The following is a 13,670-nucleotide window of genomic DNA, read 5'->3' as shown; positions in this document are numbered from 1 at the left end:
GGCGGCAACGGTTCTCACCGACCGGCAGCAGCGGCGCGTGGATTTGGGAACGAAGATCGCCGCGGTGCATCGCGCATCGCACGGCACGTACGGATCGCCGCGGATCACCGGTGAGTTACGCGATCGGGGCGTACAGGTGTCGGCGAAGACCGTCGCCAGGATTATGGCGCAGGCCGGGCTCGAAGGTATCAGTCCCCGCACGTTCAAGATGAAAACCACCATCACCGATCCGGCGGCGTCGTTCCCGCCCGACCTGGTCGGCCGGCGCTTCGACCGGGGTCGGCCCGACGCTGTCTGGACGACCGACATCACGTATCTCACCTGCGGTGAAGGCGACATGTTCCTCTGCGCGATCCGTGACGGACACACCCGCAAAGTGCTCGGCTACAGTCTGGCCGACCATATCGGCGCCGGCATGGTCACCGACGCCATCGACGCTGCGGTCACGCTGCGCGGCGGCCGGGTCCAGGGCACAATCCTGCACTCGGATCGCGGCGGGGAGTTCACCGCACATTCCACCGCTGTGGCCTGCCGGCGGCACGGGTTGCTCCGATCGATGGGCGCGACCGGAATATGCTGGGACAACAGCCCTTCCGAATCACTGTGGTCAAGTTTCAAACACGAGCACTACTACCGGCACACCTACACTACGAAGTCCGAACTCGTTGTCTCAGTTGACAAGTGGATGAACTTCTACAACACTGACCGGCGGCATTCCGCGATCGGGAACCAAAGCCCCGACAGCTACGAGCGTTCACTTCGAACCACTGCCGCCTGAAATCTGTAAGCCCCTGTCCACCATTCGGGGTGAACCTCACACGCCGTCCCCTACATCGAGGCACTGCCGTGATCGCCGTTCGCTGGGGCGCCCGGCGAATTCAAGATCGATCTCGGCAGCACCGGCGCGCACGTCGACTACGTGGACTCGCCCGCGCTGGGGGCCCCGACGACCTTACGACTGTGTTGCAGATAGAGGTCCCTCGGAACGGTTGCCCGCGTGGCGAATCCGTCGGTGTGGGACGCGCTGGCGGCCACGACCATGCCGGAGGTGATCCAGGCCAGCCACGCCCGCGAGCGCTACAGCGCGTTCTGCACCGCCCACGACGACCAGGTCACCGACCGGGGCGTTGAAGCCTCGGATCCGAGCAATGCCGAGTGCGCTGGGTGGAGAGCCTCGTTGCGAGTTCCGGCGAGACCATCATCCAGTTGCACGAGCAGCACTCCGCTGGCGACGCTGGCGGAGCCGGAGCGTGGTAATCCGGTCGTGCCCACAAGGGGCCACTTCGCATGTTCATCGTCATGGCGAGGGCACCGACTGGCCTTCACGATGTCATGACGGCCGACGAAGATGTATCAGGCCGGTGTCAGCGATCCGGCGAATGGAGCTGGAACATCGTCCGAGGACTCAACGGCGTATCGGTGACACGGTCCTCCAGCACGATCGCAGGATTGCAGTCGGCCACGACCATTCCCTGGCCGTATGCTTTGTTGCCCAGAGGGTCGAACCACTCGTGGCCGTGTTCGATCATGATGAACCTCGTAGAAGGAAGTTCCTGGATCGCCGTTGGTTCAACACGATACTCGTGCACCCGCGCTTCGGTCTGCGAGACTCCCTGGGCCGCTGCTTCGGAAAAGTTCTTTCCGGTTCCCCAGCCGGAGTTCTGACCGAACGACTCGTTGGTTCCCTGTCCATCAGTCTTCGTGTAGCTCGCATTTTGGCCGTAGGTGGACACCACAAATTTATGCGCTTTGCCGATGTAATCGGCAGCCGCTGTCGCCTCAGTAACGTTTTTAAGCTGCATGAATATCGCGGCGCTGTCGGCACCGCCGAGCAAGGGTCTGAGTTCCTCACGCAGATGCTCGATGATCAAGACCAGCCGTAGCCCGGCGCGCCTCGTGTGGGTACTCAGGTCTTCCAGACCCTCCAGGCCCATATGGTCCGCCCCTACCACGATCAGGGTGTCGGCCCCGACAGAGCGCAGGTCCCGGGTAGCATTACGATCGGCGAAATTTCGTTCGCGCAACTCGTGCAGAACACTCTGGAACACTATCCGGTCGAGGAGATCTTTTTGCCGATTGCGCGGGCTGGCCGTGGCCAGCACCGATATCCCTGCATTCGGCCAGAGCATCAAACGCTCGCCGAGGTACCCGCGCCGAGCACTCTGACCGATATTTCGTGCCAGCGACCCGGCCAGCTCGGTCAACGTCTGCAGTTCACCCGTCACCCGCTCCGTGGTGCCGACATCATCGGCGATCGCATTCAGTCTGGCCAACTCGGCATCGCTCAGCACAGCATCGCCGCCGCGCCGGTAGAGCCTGCTCAACACCAGCAACCCGGCTTCGATGCGCGCGAAGGTCGCCGAGCCGTCGAGTCGTTCGCACACCATCCGCACCAGCCGCGCGTCCAGATTGCGCAGATCGACACTGCCGCTGTATTTACCGAGCTTGGCCTCCGATTCGCCACTGCGCGCCGAATGCACCGCCTCGGAGACCAGGTCAGCGACCTCGTCGGCACTCAATCCGACGAGAAGGTCGTCCACACTCACGATACGTGTGCCGGCCGGATGGACGGAGTTGAACCGGCGGCTGGTCCCCGGCAGATCGACGATATGCACAGGGCAGCGCTGCGAGGCGGCAAGACCAGCCAGGTCGGTCGCCACATGTTCCTCGGTGAAATCCACGACCAACACGTGGCCACCGGAGGCGAGCTGTCCGGCCCCCAACGTCGCGACCAGTCCTCGCCACCCTTCGGGGGTGCCACCGAACACCTCGATCCGCCGCGGTTGGGTCTCCGGCCGGACCGGGAACCATACCGGTGTCGCGGCAACACGTTGACGTTCCCGTTGATCGTGCGCGGCCACCATCGACTTCCACTCCTGTTGCCTTTGCTGGAACTGAGCGATCGCATTGTCCCGAAACGCATCCAATTCACGCACAGCAGAGGTGTACCGCCCGCGTTTCAGACCGTAGATCCCGAAGCTGGCCGCCATCCCACCGAGCAAAACAACCGGTGCCGCATACAATGAGACCGCCGCCGCCCCGGCCGTGATCGGCAACACGAACGCCGCCCCGGCTACGAGATACTGCCAGGCATATTTGCTGGCATAGTACAGATTCGCAAGTTTTTCCCGATCCGGGATCCCTGGTTCGATCCACACCGGAGCTGGAACCGGACACGGAACCGGCGGTGGCGGCGACAGATACTCCCACCCCCACCGTTCGACCGGCGCGAACAACTTGCCCGCCAGCACGACCTCTCGACCACTTTCCACACCCTTGATTGCCATGGCCGTCAAACTCCTTGCGATCCAACATGTTCTGCAGCGTCCGCAGGTCGCCGTCGGACATGCCACCGAGCAGGCGCAGACACACCTCGCCAGCATACGTATCCGTCAACCCACCCGGAGAGCGAAATCCGCTCCGTACCAAGGCGATCAGTGTACGACCTCGCACCGACAAAGCGGCCCCAGAGGAGCGATTCACACCCAAAACTCAAACAGACCGACCAGCCCGAGAAAGCGCAAACCAGTGAGGCACCAACTGCGAAAGCAGCACGGGCGGAACGGTAAACACCCGACAGCGCTCGATCCGAACCTCCAGCATCGTCCAGAGGCCGGCAACAGCCCATTCAGGCAATCTGCGCAAAGCACAGCCACCAGCGGCATCGACACCCCGGCCGTACCGGCTCAAGGACCGACCTCCGATCGGGTAGCGCCATTCGGGATTGATTGCGTAACAAAGCCTTAACGAATTCAGTCATGCCCATGGGTAAGTTCGCGGCTGGCCGATGACGTTTGCGCGTATCGGAGCAGAAACAGCTCGGCGGGTTTACCCTGAACTCGATTGGGAGACAGGGGGGTTAGCAATAGTCGAGGACCGAGCATCTGCCGCGACCGGTCGGCTTTTCCGCACGTCCGGCAACGCCATGGCCACCGCGTTGTTCGTACCCGCCGAACGACGGGGCTGGGATACAACCGGAGCTCACCGACGCGGCGGCGACAGCAACACTTTCGGCGAAGCCACCGTGTCACCCTGCGCCGCAAACGACGACTCCACCACCGGCACCACGTACTGGTCGAACACCGCACCACGTCGTTTCGGACCACAACCGTGATGCCACTCGTAACCGGTGCACCGCAATTGCCTCAGCATCCGTCCGCGGCGGACCCGTTCGCCCTCTCGGCACTGACACCGCAGTGGCTCAGGCGCACTGAAACATCACCACGAGTTCCAGCGTCCTGCCGCCTCCTACGGAGCCGAACATGTTGTCGGACTATGTATTTCACCGCATGATCCAGACCCCACGGCCGGTCACCGCCACGCCCGCCGACGAGGACCGCCACAACGCTATCCTCGGTGCGAAGCTGGCCGCCGCGCTGACCGCCGCCCATGCCGAACTGACCGCCCTCGACACCGTCGACAGAGTCGACGTCACCGGTGCCGGGCACACGCACCCGGGGATCGCGGTGGCCTGGGACCGACCACCAGGCAGCCAGCAATTCCGGATCCTCGTCGGCGGCAACCCGTACTTCCCACCCGCCACCGGCCCGTTCACACCCCACAGCAAGACCTCCAATCCGGACACGGCCGCCAGGCCGGACACGGTGGTGTCGGTGCTGTATCCCCCGGGCAGCAAGGCCGTACCGATCGCCACCTCGACCGTGACCGCACAGTGGGCGTCGCTGCCGGTCTGGCTGCGCTGCGTCGGACGCTCCGACCCGCTGTGGACCCCTGGCAGCGACACCACCACCACAGCGCCTCGCCGTGGTGGTTTCGAGGATTTCGTCGAACACCTCCCCGACGAGTTCGCGTGGCTGGTCATCGCCGAACCGCTTCCGGTCACCGCGGTCGAACAGGAAATGCGCGGCCTGGAACTGGACCTGTCACGCCTGCGCAACCGGCCCAACCACGAACCCGACCGCATCGCACTACGCCGCGGCGAAGCCCGATTCCACGAACTCGCCCGCGCCAAACCCTCTGGGCTATGGCATCTCCACGCCCTTGTCGGCGCGACCAGTCTCCCCGCGGCCCGCCGGGCCGCCGGACTTTTGTGCAGCGCCAGCGAACTCGACCAACTCCCCTACACGCTGTACCCCCACCACACTCCCGGCTCCCTGGCACAAACGCTGGCCATCACCGTCATCCCGGCACCGGACCCCGGCAACGACCAGCAGCCGGCGTCGCCGTTCGCCGCGACCGGGGAACTGGTGGCCGCACTCGCCCGGCCGCCGCGCACCGAGCTGCCCGGGATCGAGGTCCGCGAGCCGGCCCGTTTCGACGTCACCCCCCACCACGGCCACTCCCTCACCGGCGGAATACATCTCGGTACCATCCTCGACAGCGCCGACCGGCCCGTCGGCGAATTCGCCGTCAGCACAGAAACACTCAACCGGCACACCTTCGTCGCCGGCGCCACCGGCTCCGGCAAATCCCAGACCGTCCGCCACCTCCTCGAAGGCCTGCACCGGCGCGGGATCCCGTGGCTGGTCATCGAACCCGCGAAAGCCGAATACGCCGGCATGGCCGGCCGCATCGCCGCTACCGGCGGCACCGTCACCGTCATCCGGCCCGGCCAGCCCGACGCCATCCCCGTCGGCCTCAATCCCCTCGAGCCCGAGCCGGGCTTCCCGCTGCAGACCCACATCGACCTCACCCGGGCCCTGTTCGAGGCCGCCTTCGAGGCGGCCGAACCCTTCCCGCAAGTCCTCGCCCACGCCTTGACCCGCTGCTACACCGATATCGGCTGGGACACCGTCCTCGGCCAATCCCGGCTCGCCAGCGGGGTCCGTCCCAAATACCCGTCCCTGGGCGACCTGCAAACCACTGCCCTGCAAGTCGTCGAAGGCATCGGGTACGGCCGCGAAATCACCGACAACATCCGTGGATTCATCGACGTCCGCATCGGGTCACTGCGGCTCGGCACTCCCGGGCGGTTCTTCGAAGGCGGTTACCGGCTCGACGTCGCTGACCTACTCGCCCGCAACGTCGTCCTCGAAATCGAAGACGTCGGCAACGACACCGACAAAGCCTTCTTCATCGGCGTCATCCTCATCCGCCTCTACGAACACCTCCGCATCCGCCACACCCATCGTCCCCACCAGCACGGGCTGGCGCATGTCACAATCGTCGAGGAAGCCCACCGGTTGCTGAAGAACACCGACCGCGACACCCCCGCCGCCCACGCCGTCGAACTGTTCGCGTCCCTGCTCGCCGAAATCCGCGCCTACGGCGAAGGACTCGTCGTCGCCGAACAGATCCCCTCCAAGATCACCCCCGACGTCGTCAAGAACACCGCGCTGAAGATCGTGCACCGGCTGCCCGCCCGTGAAGACCGCGACACCCTCGGCGCCACCATGAACCTCGACGACACCCAATCCCGCCACGTCGTCTCCCTCCCACCCGGACGCGCCGCCGTTTTCACCGACGGCATGGACCGCCCACTGCGCCTGCACATCCCCCTGGCCGAACACACCGAATCCACTGACAACGCCACCACCGACATCCGTATCCACCACGACAGCAGCGCCGGGCTGCCGCCGCTGCCCCTGGCCGCCCTCGCGGCGGCCCGCCGGCTTGCCGACGATCATGCCCTGACACTCTGGATCGAGCTGGTCATCGTGGCCCACATCGTCGGCGGCCCACCGCCCTGTCCCCGACCGGACTGGCTCGAACAGCTGATCCACACGTATGGACGCGAGTTGGTCACCGCCGCCATCGTTTACCGGATCCAGGCCGGCATCGACATCCGCTACCGGGGCCTGGCCAACACCTATCAGCCTGACCAATTCGCCGAGCATCTCGTCACCACCACGCTCACCTGCCTCGACGGTCAGCGGCCGTGCCGGCGAACTATCACGCAGGCACCTGACGAGGAAACGCGATGGCAGGCCGGGCCCTACCGGTGGGCCGACGTGGCCACAATTCTGCGCAACGACGTGCACAACGGACCAGCGAACCTGCCTCCCCACCCAAACACTGCCGATTGGCGAGAGCGGGGCCTGGATCTCGCCGGCAACTCACGCGCCGACCAACTCGACGCACTGCGCGCCCGCCCCGACTACTGGAACGACCCCGACGCCGGCCACGATACCCTCGTCACCGGCGTTGGGACACCGCCGTACATCTCCGCCATCCTGCACCTCGGCCACACCATCGACCCCGCCCAAGGCTTCACCCCTGCATGCCGTCACCTCGAATTCGAGGAACCGAACGACCTCCAATGGCTGACCACTCCCTTGGAACTGGCCCGCTATCTCGAACGGCCAGCCAACACCGACCCACCGTCACCAGCACTGCTCAATCAAGTACCAGGCAACGGCAACTCATGAACCTCGACCGAAATTACACGCCAGAGCCACCGCCTCAGCGAACCTCCGTACCCGAGTCTCGCTCACCAGCAGCAGAGAAGGTAGCCCCGGTCGACCGCCGCGAGATCACCGGTCGACCGGCCCTGGCCGGAAACGAGCCGGTCACCAGATCGTCTAACGAGCAACGCGAAACCAACCGTCGCGACGTTCCTCCACCGCCACCGCCAATGCAGACAGCGCCGAGCGAGCGTGGCCGACCAACCGGAGACAATGAACGACCACAGTCGGATACGACTACCGCTGCGCAGGTACCAGAACGCCAGAGCCCAGAGCCCACCCCTGAAACGCGCCACGAAAACATCGCCCCTCTAGACAACGCACCCCTCAATCGGAACGACAGCATCCCATCCGCTGAAACCGAAACGCCACCGAACCCGGTGTCCGCCGACACAATCGATCCCAGCGTGCCCGGACAGGACAGTGGCACAGCACCAACAGCCGGCGACGTGCCTCCTGACAGGGGCGAGAGCGAACTTCACCCAACCTCCAGCTCCGCAGCCGCGTCCGATCAGCCAGACCAACCGGACAACACAACGTTGGCAACGGCAGATGGACGCCCTTCGGAGGATGTCGACCAGGGCCCAGCAAGCACCGAGCAAGCCGCCGACGGACGCACGGATGCAACGTCTTCGGACGTCAACCCAACTACCCCTGAAATTGCCGGGCCAGACGAACCGCGCATGCTCGACGAGGCCGACCGAACCAGGAGCGCGGACACAGCCGGAGTCCCCGAGTCGGCAGCGAACGACCTGGATGCTGAACGCGTCAACCCGAACCAGCCAGCAACTCCGGATCTCGACGATCCACACTCGTCCGACGTGCCCTCTTCGAGCAGCGACTCGCCCAGCTCCGAACCGAGTGAATCGCAAAGCGGTGTGGACGATGGATCCGCGACAGAATCCGACGGACCAGAGCCGGAACCGCCGGAGCCAACGATACAGACAGGCCACGATAGTCCGACCGATCCGAATACAACGTTACAAAAATTAGAAAGCGAACGCCCGGCTCCACCCGAAAACGCCGAACCGGCCCACAAACCTGACAATTCCACCGGCGACGGCCGACTGAGCCATGTTGCCCCCCCGTCATCAGAGTCGCAGGACGAGGATGCCGAACCCCGCCAAGAACAGAGTGGCGAGAACGCCTATCACCCAAAGGTCGAGCCCGGTCCTGAACTCAATGCATCCGAGGAAAAAACCAGCTTCGACGAGATATCGTTGTCGGACCCCGCCGATCCGAGCGAGTCAGCCGACAGCGAAGTGTTGCTTGCCCGGGAGCCGGCCCTCACCGGGAGCGATACCACCACGGACAAGCCATCGCCAGAAGGGAACGAGCTTCACGACAAGATCGATGTCCAGCAGCACATGAATGAACTGAAGCAATTCAGAGTGACCAGAGGTCGCATTTTCGAGAATTCGGACGGGAACGAGATTTACAGGGACGATTCCGAAGGATTCAGAATCGAATTCGAGATGCATTCCGGATTCAAAGAACAGGATCTTGTGAAGTCAGTCAATGATCATCTACATCAAGCGGACAGCCGAGAATGGAATGAAGGTCACGAATACCCTATAAGCTGTCATGTCGAGACGAAGTATGCCGCGTGGATGCGAGACAACCCGGACAGGCTTCAACACGCAGTAGTGATCATCAACAAAGAAGGCGGTCCATGCCACGACGACTTTATTATAGGCTGCGATGACGCCCTTGAGGCGATACTGCCGACAGGCTCGACGATGCGTGTATATTACCCATTCAACGGCAAAATAGAAAACCATCTGTTCGAAGGAGATGCTTCGTGATCCTGTCCGCCGCCATTCACGGCGAGATACAATATGCAGAGAATCCTGATGAAATGGCCGCATTGATCGACGAGGTTATCGAGAATTTGCAGCCGGAGGACCCGGATTACCAGGGCGTGAGCGCTGGCGAGATCGCTGCTTTAAGCTTCGGCGAGCAGCGTGCTCAGCGCGGCCTGCGCAATTTGCGCCCGGATAATATTCTGCTCGTATCCGTCAACGTCAGATCCGGATTCGGTGGACTCACTTGGCACTCAGCCCGCAAACCGGATGGAATATCCGAGTATCTATGGCTGTCGGATAATCCCTCCCCTCCCGAATTCGATCCCCGTGTCGTACTCGATCCGCACGTACCCTCATTCTTCGACCCCAAATGCACCTTCCCTTCCGAGCGAATTCGTGAGGTGCTCGAGGAATACTGTCGCGCGGGTACGGGAGACCGCCCCGAATGCATATCGTGGGTGCGGGGAAGGATATCGGGAAAGCGCCTGGACTAGGCTGATTACTTGTGGCACAACAAGTCCCTTTCCTTCGCCTGAGGCTTCCCTCGCCTGAGGCACGGAACACAATCAGCAAGCCGAGTCCAGTGAGGCGAAGCGCGAAGTAACGATCAGCACCAACTGGTCTCGGCCTGCTCCAGCTCCAAAAGTAGATGCGCAGATGTCCACCGGCGATCAGCACTCAGAATGAGATCAGAGCAGAGTCCAACCCTTCTCACTCCACCAGAAAGGCCGCTCGACAAGCAATTCTGATGAGGACGTCGGAGCCCGGGTCATGAACGCGTGCGATGCCGGACGCGATCCGAGACTGACAACTGACTGGCCAGTCCGCCCGTGGAGGTGAAATCGCGCGGCCAGAGTTGTTTGTCGGTGCGGCGTCGTGCACTGATTGCCTTGACACGAAGGGGAATTGGTCCTTTTCGATAAGCAGCTGCGGCAGGCGTGTCGATAGCGTGCGTACGCTCAGTTTCGGGAAGGACACATCGGGGCCTGTCGGGCGCCTGCGCGCAATAGAACTTGTTGGACTGCGAGGAGTTTGACGACCATGCCGACGAAGGGTGTACCCAGGGGTCAGGAGATCGTTCTGGCCGGCGAGTTGTTCACGCCGGCCGAGCGGTGGGGCTGGGAATATCTGGTCCCGCCGCCCCCGGTCCGGGAGTGTCAGGATTTTCGTGGGCGGATCGATGACCGATTCGACTAGTTTCCGGTCAATCGCTCGCCGTAGAACATCGCGAGCGTGTTCAGTATATCTTTCCAACCGCTGATTTTTCCAGTAATGTTCTGCCGATTCTTCAGCGGATTGCGAATGACGAGGTAGAGTACTTTCATCGCCGCCTGCTCGTTCGGGAAGTGGCCCCTTCGTCGCACAGCATAGCGGAACCGGGAATTCAGGCTTTCGATCGCATTCGTGGTGTACACGAGTTTCCGAATGGCGACCGGGAACTTCAGGAACGGGATGAATTGCTCCCAGCTATTGGTCCATACCGCGATCATCGCCGGATACTTGTCTTCCCACTCGGCGCGGAATTCCCCGAACAGTGTTTCGGCGGCCTCCACGGTCGGGGCGGTGTAGATCGCCTTGAGCTGACCGGTGATCTGACCCCAGTACCGACGGGAGGAGAATTTCAGACTGGCTCGTACGAGGTGCACGACACATTGCTGGACATCCGCCCGCGGCCAGGTGGCGTTGATCGATTCTGGCAGCTGAATTTCCCCGGTCGTCAAACCCTTAGAAAACAGTGACATGGCGGACTCGTCGAACCCCTCGATCCGCCGGGCATGCTTCGGCACGATCTGTGGCTCGAATTCACCATTCCGATCCCGCGGCACATCGATCTGCACCGCCCCGATATCGGTGTGCACCGTCTTCGGCGACCGGCCGTTACGATGATTACCGGTGCCACGGCCGGCCGGATCACCCTTCCCGTAGCCGAAATGGGAGTCCATCTCTGCATTCAGCGCAGCTTCCAGAACAGTTTTCGTGATCCGCGACAACAAACCACCCGCACCGGCCAGCGACACCCCCTCCGACTTCGCCTGCTCCATCAATTCCCGAGCAATATGAATGTCCAGACCACCCGATTTCACAGGCTCAACTGAAAATTCAGACTTCTCCGACAAAATGATCCTTTCCGCTGAGGCGAGATGCCTCAGCTTGCCGGATCACCGCCCCGCCCACAGGATTTCCGACAGACCCTCCCCGAGCAGGAGATGCGCGCAGATGTCGGTGCGTACCGAGGTTCGCCACACTGGTGCGAGTTGTCCGCTCCGGCCGGCCTAGAGTCGCGCGCATGAGCGAATCCATTACGGTCGCAATCGCATCGGCGGCCGAGGCGCGGGCGCGTTTCGACGAGATCTGCGAGCTGTATGTTGCAGTGTTCTGTGCGCCGCCGTTCACCTGGCCTGGTGACGAGCCCGCTCGGCAGCGGCGCATGCTCGGGCGTCTGCTCGGCGACGATTCGTTCGCGCTGGCGCTGGCGCTCGACGGGGAGGAACTCGCCGGGTTCGCCTACGGTGTCGGCTTGGGAGCGGATACCCGATGGTGGCAGGGGTTCGTGGACCCGATCCCTGAAGCGTCCGTGTTGCAGGAGTGGCAGGGCCGGACCTGGTCGGTGATCGACGTTGCGGTGGGCCAGCGTTGGCGCCGCCGTGGTGTTGGGCGTGGGCTGGTGGAGACGCTGCTGGACGGCCGCAGCGAGGACCGGGCGACGCTGGCGGTGCAGCCTCAGGCCGGGGACTCGACGGCGTTCTGGGCGGCGCTGGGCGGGTGGGACAAGCTCGGTCAGCAGTACGTGCCAGATGCCGGATACACCGCGGACAGGTTCGACATCTACGTGCGAGCGCTGAAACCGTAGACGGTCAGCTTGGTGTCCAGGTCGCGGACGTAGCGGCTGGCGGACCAGGGGTTCAGGCCGGCTCGGGCGTCGCGGATTCGAGTGGTCAGCCGGTCGGAGGGGCAGGAGACGGCCAGGTGCGCGCTGGCGGTGATAGCGGCGGCAGCAGCCTCGACGTCGCGCAGGTCGGTGTGCGCGTGGGCGAGATCGAGGTGCACCAGAGCGTGGTTGCGGGTGTGGCCGGGATTGATGGTGCCGAGCGCGATTTCGGCGGCCTGCAGTGCCGGGCGCCCCTCACCGAGGCGGTGCATGCAGTCCGATCGCAGGCTCGCCGCGAGGCCGGGTCCGTGGAAGTAGGCCACCGACGAGGTGGAGCCGGCGGACCGGTCGGCGGCGGCGATCACGGTGTCGGCGCTGTCGAGCGCAGTCAGGCAGGATGTACGATCACCGTTGGCGGCGTGGATGTAGCCGGCGATGCTGTCGGCGTAGGCACGCATCCGCCAGTCCTCGGATCGGCCTGCCCAGTACTGGGCGGCGACCACGTGGTCGATGGCCGTCCGTGGCCTGGCATTCGGGCGGCATACTTCGAGGTAAGCCAGATTGCACAGGGCCAGCGCGGCGAGAGCGTGATGGCCGGCGTTGTGCGCTGACTCCTTGGCGGTCAGATACCGGGTTTCGGCGGTGGCGAGGTCGTCGAGATCGAAGAAGTCCCAGCCGGCCAGCTGTGACAGTGAACCGTGCAGGGCGTGCAGACGCGGCCGCAGGTCGGGCGGGCAGTGGCCGAGTAGTGCTTCCGCGATCAGTCGCTGTGCCTCCACGGTCGGCAGCGCGACTGCGGCACCGTAGCGGTCTCCTTGCTTGAACGCGATCGCCAGCGCTTGTTCGATGTCGTCGATCGCCGTGGCGTCGACTCGGCGGGGGTTGATCAACACCGACGTCATCCGGGACCGTTCTTCCTCTCCGAGCGCCGCGAGAATCGCAGCGATCACCGGCAGCGCGGACGTTCCGCCACCGAACAGTTGAAGCAAGGTCCGACGATTCATCTCTATCCACCTGCGCAAGTCGTCATCGATCCAGGATCCGTGTCCAGCGTCGAGCAGCCCGGCAGCGGGCAGCTGGCCGTCGACGAGGGCGGCGAGGTCGCCGCCGAGACTGAGGAGGACCTGGCCCTGCTCCCGAGCGTCCGCGTGCGCGGGCTGTCCGTCAAGTCGCGCTGGTGAATCCACCCGGACACCGAAACCGACGTTGTCGTTGGTGGTGGACGATGCCGACACGGCCCGCCTCGCCGCGGCGGTACCGGTGGTCAGGTAGGTGGCGCGCCACTGCTGGTCGCCGGCGGCGACGATCTGCTCGAACCGGGCCCGGTCGTCCTCTGTCGTCTTCGTCCGCCAGACCGTATCCAGCATCTCCTGCGTGTGCAGTCGCAGGCGGACATCGGTGAGCCGTGAGCGCCAATTCGACACGGTCGTTGGCTCGACGCCCAGCAGCTGCGCGAACTTGTCGATCGACAGCCGCATCGCCACCTGCAGCGACGCCGCCTCGAAACCCGTCCACACCTGTGTGCGCATCATCGACAACCCCCTGCCTCGCCCGGATCGCTGGATTCCACGTCAGCTCGTCACTCCGCACGTTACTCCAGCGGTGCGGCATTGATGACGAAACCAATTGCAC

Annotated in this window: 8 protein-coding genes; 5 read left to right on the top strand and 3 right to left on the bottom strand. The window is 63.8% G+C overall.

Going from position 1 to position 13,670, the window contains the following annotated elements:
- On the top strand, positions 1–778 hold a 778-nt coding region (locus tag LBW94_RS19730; protein WP_225062842.1), incomplete at its 5' end, for an IS3 family transposase.
- 586 nt (positions 779–1,364) lie between these two features.
- On the opposite strand, the gene LBW94_RS19725 is transcribed toward LBW94_RS19730, so the two are convergent.
- Positions 1,365–3,287, bottom strand: a complete 1,923-nt coding sequence (locus LBW94_RS19725; protein WP_225061370.1) for a hypothetical protein — start codon at positions 3,285–3,287, stop codon at positions 1,365–1,367.
- Between the two features lie 1,002 nt (positions 3,288–4,289).
- Between LBW94_RS19725 and LBW94_RS19720 the strand changes: the two genes are divergently transcribed.
- The 3 genes from LBW94_RS19720 (at position 4,290) to LBW94_RS19710 (ending at position 9,663) form a co-directional block, all read left to right on the top strand.
- The gene (locus LBW94_RS19720) at positions 4,290–7,328 is read left to right on the top strand and encodes an ATP-binding protein (RefSeq protein WP_225061371.1); all 3,039 of its coding nucleotides are present in this window, start codon (positions 4,290–4,292) and stop codon (positions 7,326–7,328) included.
- Between the two features lie 575 nt (positions 7,329–7,903).
- Positions 7,904–9,169, top strand: coding sequence for a DddA-like double-stranded DNA deaminase toxin (locus LBW94_RS19715; RefSeq protein ID WP_225061372.1), 1,266 nt, complete (start codon positions 7,904–7,906; stop codon positions 9,167–9,169).
- Positions 9,166–9,663 (top strand): Imm1 family immunity protein, encoded by a 498-nt coding sequence (locus LBW94_RS19710; RefSeq protein WP_225061373.1) that lies wholly within the window; start codon positions 9,166–9,168, stop codon positions 9,661–9,663. Before LBW94_RS19715 ends, LBW94_RS19710 begins: the two co-directional genes overlap by 4 nt.
- 699 nt (positions 9,664–10,362) lie before the next feature.
- Here LBW94_RS19710 and LBW94_RS19705 read toward each other — a convergent pair.
- The gene (locus tag LBW94_RS19705) at positions 10,363–11,286 is read right to left on the bottom strand and encodes a transposase (protein WP_266271545.1); all 924 of its coding nucleotides are present in this window, start codon (positions 11,284–11,286) and stop codon (positions 10,363–10,365) included.
- Positions 11,287–11,456: 170 nt separating this feature from the next.
- On the opposite strand from LBW94_RS19705, the gene LBW94_RS19700 reads away from it, so the two are divergent.
- Positions 11,457–12,020: a GNAT family N-acetyltransferase gene (locus tag LBW94_RS19700; protein ID WP_225061375.1), complete on the top strand. Its 564-nt coding sequence runs from the start codon at positions 11,457–11,459 to the stop codon at positions 12,018–12,020.
- On the opposite strand, the gene LBW94_RS19695 is transcribed toward LBW94_RS19700, so the two are convergent.
- Positions 11,996–13,570: a hypothetical protein gene (locus tag LBW94_RS19695; RefSeq protein WP_225061376.1), complete on the bottom strand. Its 1,575-nt coding sequence runs from the start codon at positions 13,568–13,570 to the stop codon at positions 11,996–11,998. The two genes, LBW94_RS19700 and LBW94_RS19695, sit on opposite strands and share 25 nt — an antisense overlap.
- Positions 13,571–13,670: the final 100 nt, after the last annotated feature.

Origin of the sequence: Nocardia sp. alder85J, assembly GCF_020176955.2 — a bacterium.
GTDB lineage: Bacteria > Actinomycetota > Actinomycetes > Mycobacteriales > Mycobacteriaceae > Nocardia.
The sequence above is the reverse complement of the archived record's forward strand: the minus strand, read 5'-3'. Positions and strand labels throughout refer to the sequence as shown.